The sequence below is a fragment of the Cohaesibacter gelatinilyticus genome, assembly GCF_900215605.1.
GTDB lineage: Bacteria > Pseudomonadota > Alphaproteobacteria > Rhizobiales > Cohaesibacteraceae > Cohaesibacter > Cohaesibacter gelatinilyticus.
In genome coordinates this window covers 809583-833765 of sequence record NZ_OBEL01000001.1, presented here as the reverse complement: position 1 = coordinate 833765, position 24183 = coordinate 809583, and the positions used below count along the sequence as shown (strand labels likewise).

The 24183-nt window shown below is 49.2% G+C and carries 23 protein-coding genes; 12 read left to right on the top strand and 11 right to left on the bottom strand.

From position 1 onward, the window contains the following. Positions 1-26: 26 nt before the first annotated feature. Both CRO57_RS03695 and CRO57_RS03690 read right to left on the bottom strand, forming a co-directional pair. The gene (locus CRO57_RS03695) at positions 27-1166 is read right to left on the bottom strand and encodes an NAD(P)/FAD-dependent oxidoreductase (RefSeq protein WP_097152033.1); all 1140 of its coding nucleotides are present in this window, start codon (positions 1164-1166) and stop codon (positions 27-29) included. Between the two features lie 130 nt (positions 1167-1296). Beyond that, positions 1297-3114: an ATP-binding response regulator gene (locus CRO57_RS03690; RefSeq protein ID WP_097152032.1), complete on the bottom strand. Its 1818-nt coding sequence runs from the start codon at positions 3112-3114 to the stop codon at positions 1297-1299. Positions 3115-3711: 597 nt separating this feature from the next. On the opposite strand from CRO57_RS03690, the gene CRO57_RS03685 reads away from it, so the two are divergent. The 3 genes from CRO57_RS03685 (at position 3712) to CRO57_RS03675 (ending at position 6522) form a co-directional block, all read left to right on the top strand. After that, the gene (locus tag CRO57_RS03685) at positions 3712-4929 is read left to right on the top strand and encodes an NAD(P)/FAD-dependent oxidoreductase (RefSeq protein WP_097153176.1); all 1218 of its coding nucleotides are present in this window, start codon (positions 3712-3714) and stop codon (positions 4927-4929) included. Between the two features lie 237 nt (positions 4930-5166). Continuing rightward, positions 5167-5883 carry a Crp/Fnr family transcriptional regulator gene (locus CRO57_RS03680; RefSeq protein ID WP_210200744.1) on the top strand — a complete coding sequence of 239 codons (717 nt, stop codon included), beginning with the start codon at positions 5167-5169 and terminating at the stop codon, positions 5881-5883. An 18-nt stretch (positions 5884-5901) separates the two neighbouring features. Then, the gene (locus CRO57_RS03675; protein ID WP_097152031.1) at positions 5902-6522 is read left to right on the top strand and encodes a DUF4202 domain-containing protein; all 621 of its coding nucleotides are present in this window, start codon (positions 5902-5904) and stop codon (positions 6520-6522) included. Between the two features lie 264 nt (positions 6523-6786). Here CRO57_RS03675 and CRO57_RS03670 read toward each other — a convergent pair whose 3' ends face one another. The 9 genes from CRO57_RS03670 to CRO57_RS03630 form a co-directional block, all read right to left on the bottom strand. Further along, positions 6787-7470, bottom strand: coding sequence for an FkbM family methyltransferase (locus CRO57_RS03670; RefSeq protein ID WP_097152030.1), 684 nt, complete (start codon positions 7468-7470; stop codon positions 6787-6789). A gap of 116 nt (positions 7471-7586) precedes the next feature. Continuing rightward, positions 7587-7802 (bottom strand): hypothetical protein, encoded by a 216-nt coding sequence (locus tag CRO57_RS24700; RefSeq protein WP_097152029.1) that lies wholly within the window; start codon positions 7800-7802, stop codon positions 7587-7589. A gap of 476 nt (positions 7803-8278) precedes the next feature. Further along, positions 8279-8566 (bottom strand): cytochrome C oxidase subunit IV family protein, encoded by a 288-nt coding sequence (locus CRO57_RS03660; protein WP_097152028.1) that lies wholly within the window; start codon positions 8564-8566, stop codon positions 8279-8281. Then, positions 8563-9195, bottom strand: coding sequence for a cytochrome c oxidase subunit 3 family protein (locus CRO57_RS03655; protein WP_097152027.1), 633 nt, complete (start codon positions 9193-9195; stop codon positions 8563-8565). Before CRO57_RS03655 ends, CRO57_RS03660 begins: the two co-directional genes overlap by 4 nt. 36 nt (positions 9196-9231) lie before the next feature. Next, positions 9232-11193 carry a nitric oxide reductase activation protein NorD gene (locus tag CRO57_RS03650; protein ID WP_097152026.1) on the bottom strand — a complete coding sequence of 654 codons (1962 nt, stop codon included), beginning with the start codon at positions 11191-11193 and terminating at the stop codon, positions 9232-9234. A 164-nt stretch (positions 11194-11357) separates the two neighbouring features. Continuing rightward, on the bottom strand, positions 11358-12173 hold the full coding sequence (locus CRO57_RS03645) for a CbbQ/NirQ/NorQ/GpvN family protein (protein ID WP_097152025.1): 816 nt from the start codon (positions 12171-12173) through the stop codon (positions 11358-11360). A gap of 205 nt (positions 12174-12378) precedes the next feature. Beyond that, positions 12379-13725 (bottom strand): cbb3-type cytochrome c oxidase subunit I, encoded by a 1347-nt coding sequence (locus CRO57_RS03640; RefSeq protein ID WP_097152024.1) that lies wholly within the window; start codon positions 13723-13725, stop codon positions 12379-12381. Positions 13726-13744: 19 nt separating this feature from the next. After that, positions 13745-14197, bottom strand: a complete 453-nt coding sequence (locus CRO57_RS03635; RefSeq protein WP_097152023.1) for a c-type cytochrome — start codon at positions 14195-14197, stop codon at positions 13745-13747. Positions 14198-14359: 162 nt separating this feature from the next. Then, on the bottom strand, positions 14360-15571 hold the full coding sequence (locus CRO57_RS03630) for an NnrS family protein (RefSeq protein ID WP_097152022.1): 1212 nt from the start codon (positions 15569-15571) through the stop codon (positions 14360-14362). 554 nt (positions 15572-16125) lie between these two features. Here CRO57_RS03630 and cobA point away from each other — a divergent pair. The 9 genes from cobA (at position 16126) to CRO57_RS03585 (ending at position 24142) form a co-directional block, all read left to right on the top strand. Continuing rightward, positions 16126-16914, top strand: coding sequence for a uroporphyrinogen-III C-methyltransferase (cobA, locus tag CRO57_RS03625; RefSeq protein WP_097152021.1), 789 nt, complete (start codon positions 16126-16128; stop codon positions 16912-16914). Continuing rightward, positions 16907-17260 (top strand): c-type cytochrome, encoded by a 354-nt coding sequence (locus CRO57_RS03620; protein WP_210200743.1) that lies wholly within the window; start codon positions 16907-16909, stop codon positions 17258-17260. The genes cobA and CRO57_RS03620 overlap by 8 nt, the downstream gene beginning before the upstream one ends. Continuing rightward, the gene (locus tag CRO57_RS03615; RefSeq protein WP_097152020.1) at positions 17257-18459 is read left to right on the top strand and encodes a cytochrome D1 domain-containing protein; all 1203 of its coding nucleotides are present in this window, start codon (positions 17257-17259) and stop codon (positions 18457-18459) included. Before CRO57_RS03620 ends, CRO57_RS03615 begins: the two co-directional genes overlap by 4 nt. An 11-nt stretch (positions 18460-18470) precedes the next feature. After that, entirely contained in the window at positions 18471-19511 is a 1041-nt protein-coding gene (gene ahbB, locus CRO57_RS03610) for a siroheme decarboxylase subunit beta (RefSeq protein WP_097152019.1), read from the top strand. Positions 19512-19524: 13 nt separating this feature from the next. After that, on the top strand, positions 19525-20043 hold the full coding sequence (locus CRO57_RS03605; protein ID WP_210200742.1) for an Lrp/AsnC family transcriptional regulator: 519 nt from the start codon (positions 19525-19527) through the stop codon (positions 20041-20043). Positions 20044-20045: 2 nt separating this feature from the next. After that, positions 20046-20525 carry a siroheme decarboxylase subunit beta gene (gene ahbB / locus CRO57_RS03600; protein WP_097152018.1) on the top strand — a complete coding sequence of 160 codons (480 nt, stop codon included), beginning with the start codon at positions 20046-20048 and terminating at the stop codon, positions 20523-20525. Between the two features lie 92 nt (positions 20526-20617). Continuing rightward, a complete protein-coding gene (gene nirJ / locus CRO57_RS03595; protein ID WP_097152017.1) occupies positions 20618-21832 on the top strand; it encodes a heme d1 biosynthesis radical SAM protein NirJ in 1215 nt (404 codons plus the stop codon). Continuing rightward, a complete protein-coding gene (locus CRO57_RS03590) occupies positions 21825-23339 on the top strand; it encodes a nitrite reductase (RefSeq protein ID WP_210200741.1) in 1515 nt (504 codons plus the stop codon). The genes nirJ and CRO57_RS03590 overlap by 8 nt, the downstream gene beginning before the upstream one ends. After that, on the top strand, positions 23339-24142 hold the full coding sequence (locus CRO57_RS03585) for a CbiX/SirB N-terminal domain-containing protein (protein WP_170955937.1): 804 nt from the start codon (positions 23339-23341) through the stop codon (positions 24140-24142). Before CRO57_RS03590 ends, CRO57_RS03585 begins: the two co-directional genes overlap by 1 nt. Positions 24143-24183: the final 41 nt, after the last annotated feature.

Below are 24183 nucleotides of genomic sequence, written 5' to 3'. Positions count from 1 at the left end.
CTTTTCTGGGAATATGCTCTGAAAAATCAAAAATCCTGGTCTCTTTCCAGCATGGCGGCAACATAGTCAGCGATTGCCAGACAAGATGTAAGTCCTGGAGATTCAATGCCATAAAGGCCAATATATCCTTGCATTCCATGGTGCTGTTTTCCATGGATAGCAAAATCTGCAGCTTCTTCGCCAGGCCCGGAAATTTTAGGACGAAAACCTGCATAGTCCGGCAACAGTGAACCATCCTGCAGATCAGGCCAGTATTTACGAATGGCGGAATAGAATTTTTCAGAACGTTCCTCGCCCACCTGACTGTCCATCTGAGCCACCCATTCCACATCCGGACCAAATTTGGCTTGTCCCGCCAGATCCAATGTCAGATGCACGCCAAGGCCGCCAGGTTCAGGAACCGGATAGATCAGGTGACGAAAGGGAGCACGTGCGGCCAATTGAAAGTAGCTTCCCTTGGCAATATAGGCCCGAGGCAATGCAGCCAGGCTTCGATCTGTTTCATGACTTTGCTGACTGATCATGGTTTTTGCCAAACTGATGGAACCGTGACCTGCTGCATTGATCAAATTCCTGGAACGCAAGGTAAATGGGCTTGTGCCACCTGTTGCCACCGAAAAACCGTCATCACATCTCTCCATGCTCATCACCGGTGTGTTGAGCGAAAGCATAGCGCCATTGTTTTCTGCATCTCCTTGCAAGGCCAACATGAGAGAATGGCTGTTGATGATACCGGTTGATGGTGAGAAGAGCGCGCCACGACTATGCAAGGAAGGTTCCATTTGCTCAGCTTCGACCTTGGAGAGGAATGCCAAGTCCATCACACCATTGGCTTCTGCGCGTACCTTGATACCATGCAAGTGTGTCATCTGATTCATCGAGGTGGCAACGATCAGTTTTCCTATTCTGGAATGGGCAATATTGTGACTCTCGCAATAAGCATAGAGCAGATCACGTCCTTGCACACATAGCTGCGCTTTCAGAGAGTTCTTTGGATAATAGATGCCTGCATGAATGACTTCGGAGTTGCGCGAGGAGGTTTGCGAACCAATCTGGTCCTCACCTTCAATGATGATGACTTCATGCCCTTGTTGGCTCAGTTTTCTTGCAACGGCAAGGCCAACGACACCAGCTCCAATCACGATGGTTTCGCAATATTCACTCATCCCGGTCACTTCTCATATTTGTCAGGCAGTCTTTGCTCTGCCATTTTTCTCCGAGAGGATGATCTAGCATATTGTCGTGATCAGGCAAGCGATCGATCGCCGAAAAATATCAGTTTGCGTCCTTGGCGGGTCAGGCTGTCTGCTTCACTCGATCGGCAGCATCTTCATCTTCGCCCTGAGACGACATGAAGGCTTCAAGCAGAGCAGAGCGCAATTGTACGGGCTGCACAGGTTTATAAACCAGTAACAATCCAGCATTCTCGACCAATTTCTGCACCTGAGCTGACGAATCTCCGGATACGATCATCGCAGGCAATGCCGGTTCGAAAATCTGACGTGCTTTTTCAATGATATCCAGACCGGTACATTGACCTTCGAAGCTAAAATCGCTGATGAGCAGATCCGGACATTGCGTCATAGGAACGATCTCATCAAGCCCACTGGCAAGGCTGACCTTGCATCCCCATGTACGCAGTAAGTTTGCTGTTGCTTCCAACGTTGCCGGATCGTCATCAGCCACCAAAATATGTTTCCTCGCAAACAAGGCGTCAATGCGGGCCATTGGGTTCTGTTGGGTTACCTCTTTTCTGGGTATGGCCACCTGCTTCAACCCTTCAATCGCAAGACTGGTGCCTTTGTCACTGGACTGAATTGATATGGTCAAGGATTGCAGATCTGCCAAACGCCTTACAATGGCCAACCCCAGGCCCAATCCCTTGTCCTGCCCCATTTCATCTTGCTTATGATCCGCCAATGGATCCTTTTGTTTTGCAAGCTGCGAAAATTCTTCAAAGATAACAGCTTGGTGCTCCTTTGGAATGCCTGGTCCCTGATCTGAGACGACAATGGATAGCGAATCGCCTTCCTTTCCTTTTGCCAACAGCCTCACTGTTCCCCCATTGGAATAGCGAATAGCATTGGACAGTAAATTCTGCACCATTCGGCGTAAAAGCACCGGGTCGGCTTCCACTCCTGCATCATCGCATTCCAGAAGGAGCGTGGCATGTGCAATTTCCGCCAACGGCTCATAATCATCCAGGATAGAATTCAACATTGGCTTGAGATTGAAATGCGAGGTTCTGACTTTCACTTTTCCAGCGTCCAGCAAGCTGACATCAAGAAGAGAATTGAACAATTTCGTCAGAGTTTGCAGGGAATTACGAATTCGCTCCAACGTTTGACGGCTATGCCCATCCATTTTGGCAATCGGTAAAGTCTCCATATAGAGACCAATGGCGTGGATTGGTTGTCGCAAATCATGACTGGCAGCAGCCAACAACCGCGTTTTCTCTCGGTTCGCGTGGTCTGCATCATCTGCTGCTTTTTTAAAGCGATCTGCCAGATCAAGGTTCTCATTCTTGATGGCAATATAGCGTGAGACCGCTTCCATCACGCCCTCACCCGATACGAGAAGCATGAACAAGAAAATCGCCACCAATCCACCAAGGAGCACGAATTCTCCACCCATCAGCAATAGGCGCAAAACAAGCAAGCCCAACATGGGCACTGAATACACGATAAAAGAACGAGGAAAAGTTGCAAGAGACCGAACCGCTGCCGATGATGCACCAGCTGCAATCGACAATTGAATGGCAAAATGCGCCGCATTTTCCTCATTCAGACTGATAAAGAACATTATTCCCCAAGTGGTTCCTACAAAAACACACAGAAGGTCCATGTAATCAATCCAGCGGTGATTATCCGGTGCGCTACGATCCGCTTTCTTGCAGCAGCGAGACCAAATTTCCATCAAAATTGGATAGCCAACAATCTGGGCGACAGCCCATCCCCAGAGAAACCAGACTGGTACCGAGTTATTTTGTGCTGCGATGTAAATAAGTACGCTTGCACTGGCAATATGTCCCATATAGATCGAATTGGGAGCTTTGAGGAAAATATCGAGATGTTCCTGAACAACATCCGTGGGCAATCGTTTTTGAAAATTCATAAGGACTCAAATGCCAGTTTATTGCCCGAATACTCTCTGCAACGATAGTAGACAAGCTTCAATTTCCAACTCTAACTTTTTGTTATTATATCTATTTTCTTCATCATACAGAATAGGTTACGGAAGGCAATGCCATGCTTTGAGGTACGCAAGTCGGAAAGCTGGGGGTAACGGAAACCCTCTGCGTGAAAAGAGTTGAAATACAACCCAAATGACCCTCAATATATCCAAGGACAATCTGCTGTCGGTTTAGATTGCGGGGGTGCATATAAATCGACTTATACCTTGCTGGATAGCTGGACCCGGTCAAGCTGTTCAGATTGATCTGTAACTTCATAGCCCGCATGGCCCTGCCGTGTGGGCTTTTTTTGAGCGATTGCCTCTGGTGAAGATTACCCCTGGCGAAATATGAACTCGCTCCTGTTTCCGCATTCGAGAAAATAATTCATCTCGCTATTGATGTTTATTGATGTTTCAAAACCTTTTGCCCTTGATCATATACTTGCCTATAAGACAGTCTGGCGGGATCAAACATCCAATATTCAAAACTCCATGCGGAGAAGTCATTTTCTTAGGATCGTTCGAGAGGTACAGCAGATGGACCGCATCGTAATCATTGGCGCTGGACAAGCCGGATTTTCCGCCGCTTCAACTCTTCGCAAAGAAGGCTTCGATGGGCAGATAGATCTTATTGGCAACGAAAAGCACTTACCATACCAGCGTCCTCCGCTGTCCAAAAAATATCTGTTGGGGGAAATGAGTGCAGAACGCCTCTCTTTCCGGGATGACACTTTTTTTTCGGATCAGAATATATCCTTGCACTTGGGAAAAGAAGTTCAATCCATTGATCGAGTTGGTAAAAAGGTGACGTTTAACGACGGTGTACATCTTGGCTATGATCGCCTTATCCTGACCACAGGGTCACAGGCTCGTACTTTACCAGACCATATGACGAAGGATGTTGACCCAGATCGAGTTTTCACCATCCGTACTCTTGCTGATATTGATCGCATGCAACCACATTTCAAAGCCGGTGCACGGCTATTGGTGCTTGGTGGTGGTTATATAGGGCTGGAAGCTGCGGCAGTTGCCCGACAAATGGGTTTGGAGGTTACTCTGGTCGAATTGCAGGAGCGTCTTCTTGCTCGTGTCACCAGTCCTCAAACTTCGGATTATTTCGCCTGGCTCCATAAAGACCAAGGCGTTGATCTTAGACTTGGTGTCGGATTGGAGCAATTGGAACAAGAAGACAATGCCATCAAGGCATTTCTTGGCGATAGTCGAACTATTATCTGCGATTTGATCATCGTTGGCATTGGTGGAAATGCCAATATAGAACTTGCGCGGAAGGCAGGTTTGAATATCGATGATGGCATCATCGTGAATGAATTTGGCCGTACCAGTGATGATAATGTTTTTGCCGCTGGTGACTGTTGTCTTCTACCTTACCAGGGTCACCGCATTCGATTGGAAAGTGTGCAGAATGCAATCGATCAAGCCATGATTGTTGCCAAGACGATCATGGGTGGCAGTGAGGCCTATCGCCCCAACCCATGGTTTTGGTCCGACCAGTATGATATAAAATTACAGATTGCCGGATTGTTTGATGGATATGATACGATAATCCGGCGCCCCGGCAAGGGTGACCGTTCCTGTTCCCACTGGTATTATCGAAAAGGCGGTCTGATCTGCGTTGAATCCATCAATGACCCTCGTGCCTATATGATGGGTAAACGCTGGTTGGAAAAAGGCCAGACGCCAAGTCCGGATGCAATTGCAAATCCTGATATGGATTTGAAGAAAATCGCCGTCTAAAATATCAAGGGCATCGCGAATTGGGATTGTAAAGACGATCTTGCTTGGATAACGTCATCGCAACACAGAAGCCTTGTTTTTCAAGATCAGAACAAGCTTTTGAAAGACCTAAAAAAATAGTTTATCTGGGGAAATGCGTACATTTTAATCTGATTTGACCAAAATCAATTAAGATGCAAGTGCAGAAGAATACCACCGTCCCCAAAACAGGCTGCCGGCATATCTTGGGATCAAAACATGCATAGTCTCTTTGACGACGAAGAAGTTCAAGCCCTTCGTATGGCCCCTATTTTCCAGGGGTTGAACGATGACGCCATGAAAACCCTACTCGCTACTGCTGTAACCAAAACCTACTCCCGTGGCGAGACCTTGTTTTTACAAGGTGACGAAGCTGATGCATTCTATGTTGTGCTTGAAGGATGGGCGAAGGTTTATCGCATCACTCAGGCCGGGGAAGAAGCAGTCGTTGGCGTTTTTACCCGCGGTCAGTCCTTTGCTGAAGCAGCCGCCTTTACCAATGGCAGATTTCCCGCCACCTGTGAGGCGGTGACGGACGGTCGTTTCCTGCGGATCCCTGCTCGTCAGCTTTATCAAACCATTGCCAGCAATCCCGAAGTCGGCCTTGCCATGCTGGCCTCAACTTCCATGCATTTGCATGAATTGATCAAGCAGATTGAGGCGTTGAAAGCGCATACTGGCGCGCAACGCGTCGCCGAGTTCCTACTTTCTCTCACCAATCTGGAAGATGGTGCCTGCACCTTGATGCTGCCTTACGACAAAGCCTTGATTGCCGGCCGCCTGGGTATCAAACCGGAAAGCCTGTCTCGCGCCTTCCAAAAGCTCCGTTCCTACGGCGTTATGGTCAAGCAAAACACTGCTCAGATTGAAAACCTGGCAGTTCTGCAGGATCTGGTCGATCAGGAACGTGCTGTCGTCATGCAGCAAAAACGCTAAGACAAGGAACGTTATCTTATGTCGAGCTCTACAAGACAAGAAGCGGTCTTTGATGCCATTGATGAAGCCAACGCCGTTGATCCACGTTCCACTCCAGTTGGTGGCGAAGGCATGGCTGCGATCCCGGTTGAGCTTATCTATGGCCTGCGTATGAGCGAAATGTGCAGCTCTTTTGCACCCGATGCAGACGAACTGGTCCAGATCGCGGCGCGTGGTCAGCATATCGAACGCTGGATCATTCCACGCGATGACTATCCTCGCGATCGCCCTGGCTATCACCGCTGGCGCAATGCCCTCAAGAAGCATCATGCCAAACGTGTCAGCGAAATTATGGCGGCTCAGAGCTATGGCGCTGAAGAGTGCGAGATCGTCTCCAATATCCTGCTGAAGAAAAATCTGAAGCGTGATGATCGCACCCAAGCTGTCGAAGACCTCGCCTGTCTGGTCTTCTTGCAATATTACGCTGAAGACTTTGCCAAAAGTCATGAGAGCGAAAAGGTGGTCAATATCATCGCCAAAACACTACCCAAGATGAGCACAGAGGCGCACGCTTTTGCAGCTACCCTGCCATTGGCAGATGGTATTGTTGCCGCGATTGAAGCAGCCAAAGCCAAACTCGCCGAACAGGCCAAAGAATGACACCGTTGCATTGTTGACTTTTTAGGCAGCGTAGACGAATTGGGTCACATGTATCGGATTAGATATTTTCCTAAATTTTTATTGTGTGATTAATAGATAGCCAACTGATTTGGAGAGTTGGCTATATCTAGTCATATGATTGAAGATCATTGAGCTGTTTCACCGAAAATGCCTGAAACCAATCTGCTACAAGAAGGTAAACCATATTTGATGATTGTATCTCTACACTTTCTTGATCTTGAACTCCCTGAGGTCTAAGAACGATTACTCATCACTTAAGCTATCACGAAGCGACCAGCTTTCCCAGATGAAGGGATAGTTCCAGTTTTCGTCATGTGTCTTTGCAAGCTCTGCACGGATTGTTTGGCGCATTGCCCACGCATTTGGGACAAAATTGTGAAACTGAATCTGACAATGACGGATGCGGCTAATCCAGCCTGATTCAATCAACTTCTGTAAAAGGGGAAACTCACCACCTTCGATATTGATTTTCATAAGATCAATCGTGTTAACGGAGAGCTCTTCAAGCACATCAGTTACATCATGAAGTGAGATTTTTTCAGACCCTTCTCCCTGTTCAAGAAAAACGCTGGATCCATCATCGTCATTGCTCAGCAAAACATCTTGTGTTGTGTCTGCAAGACCATAGGGAAAGATGTGAACCATTGTGTTGTCCGCAAAGCGGTCTTGGCAACGAGTGAAGAAAGCCTGCGATGGTTCAAAAATGAAAACCTTACATCCAAATTTGTCCTGTATCTGAGCGGCAAAATCACCGTGATAACCGCCGACATCAAAAACAACACTGCTTTGATTGAGAGGATAATCAAGCCGTAGTGTGTTGTCACCTTTGGCTTTTTTCCAGGCCTTATGGGCCAAAAGAAATTCGTCGCGCAAAATGCTACGCTTGTATGCGCGCTTCAATTTTTCAGCTGTCTTTTGCCAAGTCACTCTATTTACTCACCCTATATCCTGTGCTTGCTTAAATGACATTTGGAGTTTTATTGTTCCCTTGAAAAGGAATGGCGTTACGTAAAGTTTCTAAATCATCTATCCAGAACATGTATTTAAAGTACTGATTGTACCCCAAGTGGATCAATGCGTTCATCAGTAGAGCCTGTGAAATACTCACGACGTGCTCGTTGTTTGCCAAGAAGTCGATCGACCACTCGAAGGCATGCCATTTCGGATGATCGACGCACAAAACAAGAGAAAGTGGCTTTCAGAACTTGGCCAGGGTTGCATTTGAATTTCAACCCGATCTGCTCGTTGACTAACAACATGGACCGACCCTCACACGATTGCAATTTTATTTCCCAGAGTAGAAGCGTTTTCCTCAAAGCGATTCACTATTTATAGGTTCATAATCCCGATAGCGAAACCAGCCCATCATTGTGAGAATACTGGAAAATCTAACGAAAAGGAGCTCACTACACCATTTGCTTGCCCTTGAACTGACCGATGAGTAGAAAAGGGACAGATCTCATTTTTCAATTCCTCGGAGTATTGACCTCAATATCAGGCCCAGAGCCGCTCTTGGTGACAATAGCTATTCCGGTAATGCCAATAGTCATCAACATGCACTGCAAACGCGGGCCTGTTACAGTTTTTATTAGGCGAGAGTCCGTATTGAGCGGATATTTGGTAAACTCGAACGTTTCAAGCGCGTTGCACTCAGATGCGAAAAGACCCAACAGAGTTACAGATCAATCATTTGGTATGCAGCAATGTTCTTCTTGATCAAATCCGTCCACACTGCCTAAACAAAAATCAGGATGCTGGCACAGACGATCATGATCACAAAAATTGTGCTGGAGAGCATGGAGTACCAAGCCGGGCTGGAGGTGAGCCCAAGATATTGCCTCAAGATGATCCGGGATTTCAGCAATATCAAAGCTGCAATGATCAATGGCCCTGCTTTGGAGAGGATATCGCCTTCCAGAAAACTCAAGGCGTAGCCCACAAGAGTGAAGCCCACCAAGACCACCCAGGCTTTGGCAAGATCAGCAATCTCAACAGATTGGGAGTTGTTTTTCTGTCCACTCATAACCCTACTCCCATCAGGTAGAAGACAGGAAAAATCATCACCCAGATCAAATCGACCATGTGCCAGAAGGCAGTGCCGGTTTCCAAATTGTCCTCGTTTGGCCATATAGCAACAATGGCCAGAATGATCAGACCAAAAACCACATGGGCCAGATGAAATCCGGTAACGAGGAAATAGAGCGTGTAGAAGGAATTGGTTTCCAGTCCTACTCCCAGCTCGAACTTCTGCTGATATTCCATGATCTTCAAGATCATGAAGACCACACCCAGGGCCCCTGCTCCAGCCAAGGACAGGCGCGCCAACTTTGCATTGCCCGCCTTAGCATAGCGCACAGCGATTGCTGCTATAAAGCCGGAGGTCAGCAGGATAAGGGTATTAATGGTCGCAATGGGAACATTAAGATGAGATCTGGCTTCCTTGAAGATTTCAGGATGCAGCATTTCGGAAATGGCAAAGCCCCATAAGGCTCCACCAAAGACGAAAATCTCACTGGTGATCAAAATCCACATCATAGGGTCGCCGGGCAAACTGTCCAGCGACCACGGAGATTTAGCAGCAACTTTACGCCCGGGATTTGATGCTTGAACCGGTCCCTCAACCGGTACGGCATCAGCGCGTGTGTCGTTCATTTGTTTTGTCCAGTTCTTATCTGGCCACTTCTGTTGTCAGGTCACCAGATGGCGGTAAATCATCGGCAATGCATTGGTTAGCCGTGATGGATGGGACATGATGGCATAGCCATTTTGTCCGAAAATTCTTGGAAGATAGGCACGAGCCTTGCTGTCGACCGTCACACCAAAGACAGAATGACCAGCACGACGGGCTTCCAGCACCGCTTTACGGGTGTCTTCAATTCCATGACGACCTTCATAATGATCGAGATCATTCGGCTTACCGTCAGTAATCACGAGCATCAGCCGTTTCTGGCTTTGACGTTCTTCCAAAACCTTTGTCATATGACGGATCGCAGCCCCCAAGCGAGTATAATGACCCGGTTTCAAAGCTGAAATTCGTTTGATCACCTGATCATTCATCTTCTCTTCAAAGGTCTTGCAAGGGCGCATGAAAATCTTGTCATTGTTCAGGCTGGAGAATGTATAAATGGCGTGATCATCACCAGTCATATCCAACCCGTAGGCCAAAGCCGCCAAAGCCTCTCGCTCAATATCAATGATAGAGCGCCCTTCGACCACCGACTCGGTAGACCGAGAGACATCCATCAATGTACAAACAGCCAGATCACGCGCGACAGTGCGGGATTGGGTAAAGACGCGATCTGAACTCTCACCCGTGGCTTTCAGATCCACCCAGGAGCGAATAGCCGCTTCCATGTCCAAATCATCGCCATCCAGTTGTCGATAGACTTTGGAACGTTTGGGACGCAAAGCTTCGAATTGTCGCTTGACTGCATTAACCCGACGCCAGATTTCAGGATCATTCATGAAATCGGCTTCCGCTTCTTCCTGATCGCTTTCATCAATCAGTACCGAGCAATAATCAGGAATATAGCTTGATGTCTTACAATCCCATTCAGGATACAACACCTTACCGGACGATTTGACACGTTCCATATCTTCTGGTGCCATGTCCAAATCAAAGGCTAGCAGAGTATTGGGCTTTTGTTTGATATCCGCTAGCCCCAATTCCTCCATATCATCCTTTGCCTTTTTGGCATTGTCTTCGTCGTCGTCCTCAACATGACGTTTGATATTGAGGAACTCCGTCCAACTCAGAATGGCTTCGAAGCGCGCGAGCAGCAATGAGTTTCTATCATCGGCATTGTCGCTCTTACGACGCGTGGCTTTATGTCGCCCCTCTTCGCGCTCTCTTTGATCTTCACCATCGCCAGTTTCCGGTTGGCTATCCTGTGCATCAGACGGACGGCTTTTGACATAGCGGGATTGGCGAATATCGATCCAAAGAGGAACAGATCGATGTGGCTTGTAATCCTTAGGCGCAGGGAATGAACCTGAGGTCCGGCCAGGATCCTTGATCATGCCCAGCATTTCCCGGCCGACATCGGATGGCGGCTCATCATCACCCAGCAAGGCACGGATTGCTTCCTCGACCGCCTGTTCCATGCGCGGCAGGCTTTGTCTGGGGCGCTGCTTCAGCACCACTGCGCAAAGCTGCCAATAGAGGTTTTTCAGAGCAGGAAAATCCTCCAGCATCTGTTGTGTCAGTTGCCAGGAAGCCTTTATCGCCTCCAAATCTGCTTTCAGGGGATCAGAGTTAGGCTCGTGATATTCCGGTAAGTAGATGGCAAAGACAGCAAGCCATTTATATAGATCTTCATTCAGATGTTTTTCCGGGAAAGCATCCACCTTTAACGGCAAACTGAGTGAAGTTCCATCATATGCTGGTCGCTGGATTTGCTCATAAACATTGCCCATCCGGCGAAGCCACGAAAGGCGGTGCTTACTTTTTTCTGCACTAGCTGCCTTGAGTTCGACCGATTGGTCACCGCCCAGCGCACGAAAAAGCAAACTGATGCGGCCAACCATCTGCTCAAAGGTAACTTCTGCTTCCGGAAAGTGATCAGCATCCCCGGCTTTGGAGATCATATCGTGCCAATAGGCTCCGACGGTTTCTTCCGGTTCCCAAAAGACAAAATTGGACTCACCCATGATCTTACTCCGTTATTATCTGCCATCATAGCGGCGCATATCCATGAAGGATCCGCGTATTTTCATCTCATCGAGACAGCGATGTTTGGCAGCATTGTTTGGACCGAAGACGGATGGGAGCAGGAGTTCACCCTCATCCGTCAGAGCTGGGGCTAAAGTAAGAATTAGCCCAAGGTGATTTGCACCAGATCACGCAGACCCGCCTTGACATCTTCATCATCGGTCAAAGGCTCGATCATGGCAGTGTTCACGGCCATTTCCAGCTTCATGCCTGACGCAATCAGAGTTGCGCAGTAAACCAGCAGACGAGTGGAGATCCCCTCTTCCAAGTCCTGACCTTTCAGATCACGCAGCTTGGCTGCCAAGCGGACCAACAGCGAAACACGGTCTTCATCCAATCCTGATTCACGCGCTACGACCTGCATTTCCAGTTGCGGATTTGGAAAGTCGAACTCCAACGCCAGAAAACGCTGGCGGGTGGATGGTTTGAGGGTCTTTAGAACATTCTGATAACCAGGGTTATAGGATACCACCAGCATGAAATTATCAGGTGCTTCCAGCAACTCGCCCGTACGTTCCAATGGCAGGATACGGCGATCATCCGTCAACGGATGCATGACCACGGTCACGTCCTTGCGGGCTTCAACCACCTCATCGAGATAGCAGATGCCGCCTTCACGAACTGCGCGGGTAAGTGGCCCATCTGACCAAACCGTTTCGCCTCCTTGAAGAAGATAACGACCAGTCAGATCAGCAGCAGACAGATCATCATGACAAGACACCGTATGCAGTGGCAGACCAAGCTTCGCCGCCATGTGAGACACAAACCGGGTTTTTCCGCAACCGGTTGGACCTTTCAGCAACAAAGGCATCTTGTTCTTGAAGGCTGCCTCAAAGATGGACACTTCATCACCTTGTGCGGCATAGAATGGAAGTGTGTTCATTGGGGTATTCTCATGTTTTTGGACCGAATTTGACATGATGATGTTCCAATAATTGGGGGATGTGTTTCTTGCTTTTTGTGATCATTCAGACGGATTTTTTGGGTATCAATCTGGATGGACAGAAAAGGCAATCCATCAATGAAGCCTGATTTGGGTTTCCTTCATCATTCGATCTGGTCGCGGAAACCGGCTTCGTTGGGTTATCTGGCCCGGACAACCGGGCCAGATAAGGAGTTTGATCTTATTCAGCAGGTGCTGCTTCTTCAGATCCAGCTTCGATGAGCTCTTTCTGAGGACGAGCCATTGCATAGATGAACAGCAAGGCACCAAGAACAACAACCACACCAGAACCAAGACGCATCCAGTAGAAGAATACGAGCTGATCCTGTACGTCCATGAAGTATTCGCCCATGACGCGCTGCAGATGCGTTTGAACAACGCCGGCAAAGGTCAGTACGAATGTCATGAATGCCATACCACTAGTCATCATCCAGAAACTGATCATGTTCAGGACCTGATTGTAAGGCTCACGCTTCAGAAGGATTGGCATTGCATAACTGATAATCGCCAGGTTCAGGGACACATAGGCACCGAAGAATGCCAAGTGACCGTGAGCAGGAGTAACCTGCGTGCCATGCGTCAGATAGTTCACGCTTGACAGGGTATGCAGGAAGCCCCAGACACCAGCACCGAAGAATGCAAGGGTTGCGCAGCCGAGAGCCCAGAGGACCGCAGCTTTGTTCGGATGGTCGCGACGACCCTTCCACACCATGACGAAGGAGAACACAACCATTGCGAAGAATGGAGCCACTTCGAGGGTGGAGAAGATGGAACCGATCCACTGCCAATAACCAGGGGTACCAATCCAGTAGTAATGGTGACCCGTTCCCAGCACACCAGAGAAGAGTGCCAGTGCGGCGATGGCATAGATCCACTTGTCGATCACTTCGCGGTCCACACCGGTCAGTTTCAGCAACAGGAAGCCAAGGATGGAAACCATGATCAGTTCCCAGACGCCTTCCACCCAAAGGTGAACAACATACCACCAGTACATTTTGTCCAGCGCCAGGTTACCCGGGTTGTAGAATGCGAACAGGAAGAAGACAGCCAACCCCCACAAGCCCAACAACAGAACGTTGGTGATGGTGGTTTTGCGACCTTGCAGCACAGTCATGGAGATGTTGTACAAGAACATCAATGCAGCAACGACGATACCGAGTTTCACCCACAGTGGCTGTTCCAGGAACTCACGGCCTTCGTGAACACCAAACAGGTAGGAGATAACCGCACCTGCGGAACCAACGACCCAGATTACAAGCTGGATATAGGCCAGTTTGACAGAATGGATTTCGCGCTCTGCCTCTTCCGGGATCAGATAGTAAGCTGCCCCGAAGAAACCGCATATCAGCCACACGATCAATGCGTTCGTATGGATCATGCGTACGATGTTGAATGGCACGAGTTCCGACAGGAAGTTCGGAGCTACATAGATGTAACCAGCCAACAGACCGAATGTCACCTGCGCTGCAAAGAGAACCATTGCAACGATAAAGTACCACAAGGCGACTTTTTGACTTGAATATTTCATAGCTTAGTCTCCTTGTCCCTTAGCCGGCTTCATTTGGTGGCCAGCCCTGGGTATCAATCTTGCTGGTCCACTCCAGGAAGTTTGCAAGATCATCCAGTTCTTCCTCAGAGAGGTTGAACTGAGGCATCTGACGACGCCCTTCGATACCGGTTGGTTGAGCCTTCATCCATTCCTTGATGGATTCTTTGGCTCCCTCAGGATCGTCCTTGCCGCCATAGCGAACAAATACGTTCCCGACTTCAGGAGCGAAGTATGCTCCCTCACCCAAAATGGTATGACAGTTGATGCAGGAGTGCTTCTCCCACACATGTTTTCCGCGAACCACAGATTCGCTCAATTGATCATTGTTTGATGACTCGTTCAGAACATAAAGATGGCTCTGCGCGGTCAGTCCAATGAAGATTATAAAGAAGAACAAGGAGCCGCCGTAGAAGATATTGCGGGCCTTGGACTTCGTCATCATTTCGCTCATAACGCCCTCCAGCGAGGGATAATTCCCAACATGGAAAAGACTAAGGGGAAGGCACCGCCCTCCCCTTGACCAACGTCAATCTTTTGTATTTCTTGGGTTTTTCCATATCAACCAATTGTTATCCTTCATATTTTCCAATGAAGAACAGCAAGTTTTCCAACCTTATTTTTGTAGTCTGGGGCGGGTCAGAATCGGGAAATAGGCGATTACGAAAATTGCGAAAGCTGCCAACCATAGCCCCGCACTCAGATAGATCCAAAGATCGTAGGAATCAGGCATCAAACCAGGCAGAACTGCTCTTGTCAGAGCGGAAACAGCCACCAGAAGATAGGCTACACCGAGTATCGGCCGCACCGTCAGCGGACGTCCGGTGTGTCCCAATGATGCACGCGACATGATAGCCAACGTCATGCAACCAACAGCACCTATGGCGAGGATGTGAAGCGCTGCACTCTCCATCGCAACTCCGGTTAACAGAGCCAAGCCATAAAAGGCATAGGCCAGAATCAGCATGGTGTAACCCAAATGCAGACTCCAGAGAATCGGGTGACCAAGGATGGACAACCCCTTCCAACCAGAAAAACGCCACGCATTTGCCATCGCCGCCAGCAAGGCCAATATTCCCAGCACAGATTCAGGTACAGGGAAAAAGAGTGCAAACGTGAACATTCCTGTTGTGAGCAGAGCCAGTTTATTGGCCATCGGATGAGTATCAGGCAGCTCGTCCTCACTCACCTCCATCCGGCGCAGAGCATTGCGTGTGAAGGCTGGCACAACTCGGCCACCGAGTACAAAGATCATCATGCCAACAGTGAAGAGACCAACTCGAAGGCCTGTCTGTGCGGTCTCATCAGCCCAGCCCATCCATTCCAAGTGGCAAAGCAGATTGGACATCCAAAGCAAGCCAAGAAGCCCCATGAAAATCAAGTTATGGGGCTGCGGATTGTTGCGCATTTGAATGATGAGACGCACTAGAAGCGGAGGTAGGAAAACAAGGTCAATAGTCGCCACAAATTCGGCAGGCAAGAGATCCGACCACCACATGACCAAGCGACCAGCTAACCAGACCATTCCAATTGTAGCTATATAAGCCGCCTTGGCTGGCTCTGTTTTGGTCCAGTTTGGGACAGCCGTCAAAAAGAAGCCAGACACCACTCCTACAGCATACCCATAGATCATTTCATGGGCATGCCAACCAGTCGCCGCCATGGCCAGCTTCGGCGTCAGGAAAGAAAAGACACCATCCTCCATGTATAGACTGATCAACCACGCAGAAATACTAAGAAGGCCAAACATACTGGAAAATAGAAAGAAAAACCGGAACCCTTCCGTCAATACGACGGGGATCGATGATCGCTGCATTTTATGGTTCATTTACTGCTCTTTCCCGTTCTCATCATTCATTCCAATTTCAAACTTCAACCACTATCAATCACCCGCAAACAAAGTATTCACAAATATAGATGAAACTAAAAAACCAAAAATAAAATAACAATAAGAAAAATAAAATAAAATATAACAAAAAAAGAAAGTTACTTTCATTCATGAAATTTATAGTCATAAAAAACTCATTCATACAACCAATATCAGCTAAATTTTCCTTTGTTTGCATACTGTTACAGAGAGCAAGAAAAAATCTTGACCAAAGTCAATGTAAGAAGAGCCCGATATTTGAATGCTTTAGCCAGACAGAGGACCAATACCACTGTCTGCAAAGGTCCAAATCTTCCTCACTTGTGATTCTTCACTCATTTATTCGAGTGATGCTGAACAAGCCTTTCCAGATATGTGCACCTTTCTAAATCCTCTGCTCTGGAGTGAGTAAAAATATTCATTCCATAGATTGTTTTTGGCTTTGGTCAATTGCTCAAACGCCGAATGCGATCAGACTGACAGGACCAGACCAAACGACCGCCCGGAGAGACCTTATGGAAAAAACAGGCAAAGTATTTCTGATTGGCGCAGGCCCAGGAGACCCAGACCTCCTGACCGTAAAAGCCTTGCGCTGCCTGCAGTCTGCCGAGGTGGTTATTTATGATCGTCTGGTCTCAGATGAAATTATGGAGCTGGTTCCCAAAGATGCTGTTCTGGTACCAGTTGGCAAAGCTCCCAAACATCACATGGTGCCACAAGAAGGCATCAATGAATTGTTGGTTGAGCATGCGCACAAAGCAACGACAATTGTTCGCTTGAAAGGTGGCGACCCTTTTATTTTTGGCCGTGGGTCGGAAGAAGCACAACGTCTGGTGGAGGCTGGTATTCCCTTTGAGGTGGTGCCGGGCATTACAGCAGCGCAAGGCTGCTCTACCAGTCTGCATGTCCCTCTTACCCATCGGGGTATGGCAACCGGTGTGCGCTATGTCACCGGCCATTGTCGCAATGATGTTCCTCTGGATCTGAACTGGTCCAGCCTTGCCGATGAGGCCACCACGTTGGTGGTTTATATGGGTCTGGCAGCGATCGAGCAGATCTCTCGTGAACTGATTGCGAATGGCATGCGAGCAGACATCCCGGTTCTGGCCATCTCCAAGGGTACAACCAAGGATGAACGTCATGTGCTGGCTGATTTACGCAGCATTCATCAAGTAGCAAAACAAGCTGAACTGAAAGCTCCTACCCTGTTCATCATCGGCGAAGTTGCCTCCTTTACCGGTCAATTACATGTCGACGAAGGCACTCCCATCGCTACTCCTGCAAAGGAGGCAGCTCATGGCTAAGCCTTTTGTCGCAATGCTGGCCAAGGCCGGACTGATAATCGGCCTTTGCATAGCTTCTGCTTTTATCTTCTCCGCTGCTCAAGCGGGTGAATATGACTTCGAAACGCATTCGGAAATGTCCGAATTCGTTCGTCAGGATTGCGGGGCTTGCCATGGCCTCAGCCTGAAAGGTGGCCTCGGTCGCCCCTTGCTGAAGGAAAATCTGGATCACTTCGATCTGGAGACTTTGGAAGAAATCATTCTGGACGGCATACCAGATACTGCGATGCCGCCCTGGCGCGGAATTCTGGATGAGGCGCAAGCCAAACAGATTGCCAAGGCTTTGAAAGAAGGAAACATCGAATGAGCAAGTCATTCCTTTCAAATATTGCAATGGTTTGCGCAGTGAGCGCTCCTATCATGCTTGGCTCAGCTGGTGCATCTGCCGAGGAGATGCTGCGAGGCACCGGTGATCTTGGTTTGATCATTGAACGAGCAACGGGGTCCATTCTGATTGTTGAAACCACTAGTCGCACGACATTGAAGCGTGTTGAAGGATTGGGTGATATCTCCCACGCCTCTGCCGTTTACTCCCGCGATGAGAGGTATGCCTATATCTTTGGACGTGATGGCGGCCTGACCAAGATTGACATGCTGAAGGGCGAAATCGTCAAACGCATCGTACAAGGTGGGAACTCCATTGGTGGCGCAATTTCTGACGATGGCAAGCTGATTGCTGTTTCCAATTATGAGCCAGGTGGCGTGAAAGTCTTTGACGCTGAGACGTTGGAGCTGGTAGCTGACCTTCCAGCCAAATATGGCAAGGATGATGCTTTATCCAAGACTGTTGGCCTTGTCGACCTGCCTGGTCGCAAATTCGTCTTCACTCTATGGGATGCTGGCGAGACCTGGATTGCAGATTTTTCCAGAGGCAACAAACCTGAAGTCCAGAAAATCCCGAATATGGGCGAATATCCATATGACGCTCTGGTAACCGGTGATGGCCGTCATTACATCACCGGCTTGTTTGGCGAAGACGGTTTGAGCCATATTGACCTTTGGGCGACTGAGCTCAAAGGCGAGCGCATCCTGAAAGGGTATGGCAAAGGCGAGAAGAAGCTACCCGTCTATAAGATGCCGCATCTGGAAGGATGGGCGAAGGCATCTGGCCAGTTTGTGCTGCCAGCTATTGGTCGCCATGAAGTTTTGCTGATGGACAGCAACAGCTTTACCGAGACCGATCGCATCGAGGTTTATGGCCAGCCTGTATTTGCCATGGCTCGACCTGATGGCCGGCAGATCTGGGTGAATTTTGCCCCTCCGAAAAATGACACCATTCAAGTGATAGATTTGCCAAGCCGTAAAATCATCAAAACCCTCAAACCCGGCCCTGCCGTTCTGCATATGGAATTCACCCCCCGTGGCCATGAGGTCTGGATGAGTGTTCGCGGCGCGGATGAGGTTCAGGTTTATGATACGCAGACCTTGAAGAAAGTCAGCTCCTTGCCTGCCAAAAAACCAAGCGGCATCTTCTTCACAGCCCGCGCACATAAAATCGGGCTATAGGAGTGGTTGAGATGAGCAATGTGGCAACAGGAGCTTTCGCGGAGCTTGATGAGCTGGATATGGCCATTGTCGATGATTGGCAACGGAATTTCCCTCTGGTGCCACGGCCCTTCTCCGTTATTGCAAAACAAAACGATGTTCGGGAATCTTATGTTCTTGAGCGCTACAAAGCGCTGAAAGAACAACGAATTCTTTCCCGGATCGGTACAATTCTGGCACCGAATACAATTGGTGCCAGCGTGCTGGCCGCGATGGCCGTCCCAATCGACCAGGTGGACGAAATTGCGGCCAGCATATCCTCATTTGCCGGTGTGAACCATAACTATGAACGCGAGAATGAACTCAATCTTTGGTTCGTTGTCACTGCGTCTGACCGGCAGAATGTTGATCAGATACTGGCTGATATCGAGGCCACTACCGGTTATCAGGTTTATCCCTTCCGCTTGGAGCAAGCCTATCATCTGGATCTCGGCTTCAGCATTCGCCCCAATCGCAGCCATACCAAGGTTGTTCGCGCCGAAGAAGCTGATATGTCCTGCATTCAACCGGAAGATCGCATTCTACTGGGCGCCTTGGAAGATGGCCTTCCTCTGGTCGGACGTCCCTATATGGAACTTGCAAAGACACTGGGCTGGACCGAAGCTCGTGTGATTGGTCGCCTTACCGATCTGCTTGAAGGCAAGATCATTCGCCGGTTTGGCTGTGTTGTTCTTCATCGGCGCGTCGGTTTCAAGTCCAATGCCATGGTTGTGTGGGATATCGCCGATGATATGGTTGATCAAATTGCACCCAAGCTGGCGCGAGATCCCGGTGTCAGTCTTTGCTACCGACGCAATCGTCATGAAGGTCGTTGGCCGTATAACCTTTATTGCATGGTGCATTCCTCCAGTCGTGAGGAAGCCAAGTGCGTGATTGATCGCCTCAATTGCCAGGTTGGCCTTAATGCCCGCAATCACACCATTTTGTTTTCACGCCGCTGTTTCAAACAGCGCGGAGCCCAGTTAGGACCCGCTGCCCGTAGTCCCTCTCCTCATACTGTGGCAGCACAATAAAAGGAATGGGCCAATGCAAGCAGCCCAAAAAAGACCATTCACTCACGAGCAAGAACGCCAGCGACAGGTGAAAGCCCTGATGCTGGAGCTTGATGAGATCGATAAAGGCCTGATCAATTGTCTGCAAGATGGTCTTGATCTGGTCGAAGAACCCTATCGTGAAATCGCCAAGAAATTTCGCCTGTCTCAGCCGGAATTGTTCGATCGTATTCAGCGCCTACTCGATATGGGCATCTTTTCGCGCTTTGGCCCCATGTTCGATGCCGACAGGATGGGTGGTAAATTCTGCCTTTGCGCCATGAAGGTGCCTTTGGTCCGATATGATGAGGTTACCGAGATCGTCAATGGTCACGACGAAGTTGCCCATAACTACAAGCGCGACCACAAGCTCAATATGTGGTTCGTGGTTGGGAGCGACCGTCAGGAAGCCATTGAGGAAGTCGCCAGCAAGATTGAGACTGAAACCGGCCTTGAAGTGCTTCTATTTCCTAAAGAGCGGGAATTTTTCATCTCGCTGAAGATCGAGGTTTAGTCATGCTGGATGCTGTTGATCGTCAGATTGTCACTGCGCTTCAAAGTGGCATGCCACTGACCACTCGCCCATGGTTGGATCTGGCGCTGGATCTCGGGTTGGCTGAGTCGGAAATCATCGAACGCTTGCGCATCATGAAGGAAAGCGGTGTCATCCGTCGTGTTGCTGGCGTGCCCAACCATTACAAGTTGGGCGTGACTGCCAATGGCATGTCCGTGTGGAATGTTGATGATGAGTTTGTTGATGAGCTGGGCGAGCAGATCGGTGCCTTGGACTTTGTGTCACACTGCTATCGCCGTCCGCGCGCTCTGCCCGATTGGCCCTATAACCTGTTTGCCATGATACATGGCAGTAATCGGGATGAAGTGGCGGAAAAAGCGAAAATTATCGAGAACTTGACCAGCGACAAGTGTCAAAGCTGGGACATTCTCTATTCTAGCGCCATCTTGAAGAAGACCGGGCTAAGGCTTGCTAAAAGCTAGGCTTTTGCCCTTCCACTGACCATGGGAGGGCAATCAATTCCAGGCCACTTTTATGCATATGCGGCTCGCTCACGCAAAACGGAGGTCCAACCGTGTTCCGCTTGACGCATTATCTCAGAGCCATTGCAGATCCCAAACCCTTGGGGCCTCATCGCGAGCCTCCCGGACCAGTGGTGATCTGGAACCTGATCCGCCGCTGTAACCTGAAATGCAAGCATTGCTACTCGACTTCTGGTGATGTGGATTTCCCAGGTGAATTGTCAACCTCACAAGTCTATGACGTGATGGATGATCTGAAGGGATTCCGTGTCCCCGTCCTGATCCTGTCTGGCGGTGAGCCATTGATGCGGCCTGACATCTATGATGTTTCCCAGCGCGCCAAAGACATGAAATTCTATGTCGGCCTCTCGACCAATGGTGTGCTGATTGATGAAAGCAATGTCGATAAACTGGCCGAGATTGGCTACAATTATGTCGGCATCTCACTGGATGGCCTTGGCAAGGTCCATGACGATTTTCGCGGGTTGGCTGGCGCCTTTGACAAGAGCCTGCATGCTGTGCGCCTGCTGCGCGAACGCAATGTGAAAGTCGGTCTGCGCTTTACCGTCACCTTGGACAATGCCCATACGCTACCTGATTATCTGGATCTTTGTGAGAAAGAACAGGTCGACAAGATTTATCTCTCCCATCTGGTTTATGCAGGTCGTGGCAACAAGAACCGCGGTGACGATGCCCATTGGGAAATGACCCGAAATGTGATGACAGATCTCATTGAGCGTGCTTGGCAATCTGTCCAGAATGGTGAGAGCAAGGAATTCGTGACCGGCAACAATGATGCCGATGGCGTGTTCCTTCTGCATTGGGTACGCGAGCGCATGCCCGAGAAGGAAGAGTATCTTCGCGAATTGCTTATCCGCTGGGGCGGCAATGCGACAGGCATCAACATCGCCAATATCGACAATTTGGGCAATGTGCATCCGGATAGCTTCTGGTGGCATTACACTCTTGGCAATGTCAAAGAGCGCAATTTCTCTGATATCTGGACTGATTTGTCCGATCCGTTGCTTGCCGGTTTGAAACAACGCCCGCGTGCCATCAAAGGACGATGTGGTCAATGCGCCTACATGAACATTTGCGGTGGCAATACGCGTGTTCGGGCCTTGCAGCTGTCCGGCGATCCTTGGGCGGAAGATCCTGCCTGTTATCTCACTGATGAAGAGATCGGGCTGGAAACCCCATCAGCTGATCGTCTGGTTACGCGTCCATTCACCGGCGTTCGCAATGAGGCAAAGCATAATTATGGCTAAATATTCAATCCTGTCTGTTGCTATCGGCTCTGCGCTGATGGCCAGTGTTGCCAGTCCATCTCTTTCCGAGGTGATTGATGCAGCCAAGCTTTATGCCGACAATTGTGCAGAATGCCATCAAGCTGAGCGCTTGGGTGGAACTGGCCCTGCCCTCATTCCCCAGACTTTGAAGCGCAAAAAAGCCAAGCATCTCTCCAAAATCATCTCAGCTGGTTTGGAACAAACACAGATGCCTGCGTTCGGCGAGGATCTGAGCGAAGCGCAGATCGCAGCACTGGCAGATTACATCAAGCAACCACTTGGCTATGTCCCGAAATGGGATGAAGCCGACATCATGGCGACCCGCGAGTTCAACGAAGACTACAAACCCGCGAACAAACCGGTCTTTACCGGCGATCCGATGAATATTTTCATTGTCGTGGAAACCGGTGACCATCATGCTTCTGTGCTGGATGGCGATACCTTTACTCGCCTTGACCGCTTTGAGACCCCATATGCCTTGCATGGGGGGCCGAAATATACTCCGGACGGACATTATGTCTTCTTCATGAGCCGCGACGGCTGGGTGATGAAATATGATGTCTGGTCCCTGCAGGTCGTGGCCAAAATTCGAGTTGGCATCAATTCGCGCAATATTGCGATGTCAGCCGATGGCCAACATTTGGCGGTCGCAAGCTACCTCCCGCACAACCTTGTAGTGCTATCTACAAAAGACCTCAGCGTAGAAAAAATATTCGACGCTCGCGCAGAGAATGGAAATTCTTCTCGTGTTTCAGCGGTTTATCAGGATCCATTCCATGGTAGATTCATAGTGGCCTTTAAAGATATCGCTGAAGTGTGGGACATCGCGTCGCAAAGAGCCAAGGACGGCAGCCGTGAGTTGTTCGATCTGCGACGCATTTCAGTTCCCGAACCACTGGATGATTTCTTTTTTGATCAGTCCTATAACCAGCTTATGGGATCTGCACGAGACGGAAAAACCGGTATGGCCATTGATATGAAAGATGGCTCCGTCTTGGGCAAGATACCGCTTCCGGGTTTTCCGCATCTGGGATCCGGTATCAGCTGGAAGTGGAACAAAAAGACCGTCATGGCGACGCCGCATCTGCGCGAAGCCAAAGTCAGCGTGGTTGATATGGATAATTGGTCCATTGTGAAGACCATCGAGACAGAAGGACCCGGTTTTTTCATGCGCAGTCATGAAAATTCTCCTTATGCGTGGTCCGGTGTCTTCTTTGGTCCGAATAAGGATAAGATGCATATCATCGACAAGAAGACGTTGGAGATCGTCAAGACCATCCAGCCGATTCCTGGCAAGACTGCCGCCCATATCGAATTTGACCGAGATGGCAAACATGCCATCATGTCGATCTGGGAAAAAGACGGGATGATCATCATTTATGACGCGAAGACCTTCAAGGAGGTCAAGCGTATGAAGATGAGCAAACCGTCTGGCAAATATAACGTATGGAACAAGATCACCTTCTCCGAAGGAACCAGTCACTGATGGACCACATACCGACCGACCCTGTTTCCAACTCTGGATTCCACTTCACCCTCGGTAAAGGCGTGTTGATGGTCGCCCATGGTGAACGGGGTGGTCGGCTGAACAATGCTGCATTGCTTGATCTGGTTGACCAGATTCGTGATCGGCTAGATGGCGTGGAAATTGAAGCTGGTGTTTTGAAAGGCGAGCCGTCTCTATCTGAAGGTTGGGACGGTCTCTCTGCTGAGGATCGCTATATCTATCCATTTTTCATGAGCGATGGATTTTTCGTCTCCCGCATCTTGCCAAAAAAAATACGCGAGGCAGTCGGGTTTCATGGCAACGAGTTAACAATGCTTGCCCCTTTTGGCATCTCCCCACAGCTTGGTCCTGCTCTCCTGAACAATCTGAAACGGACTCTGGCGGGTCTAGGCAGACAAGCGGAGATACCTCCCCTGCTTATTGCCGCCCATGGTGCATCCGTCGATAAGCAGTCATCCTTGCGCGCCAATCAATTGGCAAACTATTTGTCTGAAAGCGGGCGCTTTTCGGAAGTCCATTGTGCTTTTCTCGATGAAGCACCTTATCTCGAAGATATCGTACCGGATCTGAACCCTCAAAGTCTTGTTCTGCCGCTTTTCAATGGGCTTGGCTCCCACAGTATTGATGATATGAGCGCACTGAGAATCAAGAGTCCGAATGGCGTTCATTACCTGCCTCCCGTTGGTGGTGAGGAATGGGTTGCAGATATAGTCGCCCATGATATTGAACAAGCCTTGTTTGGGTCAGGTCATCAAATTGCTTGTCAAGATGCTGCCCAATAACTGCCGATACACTTATCTCCAAAATCCGTCAAACGCTGAAG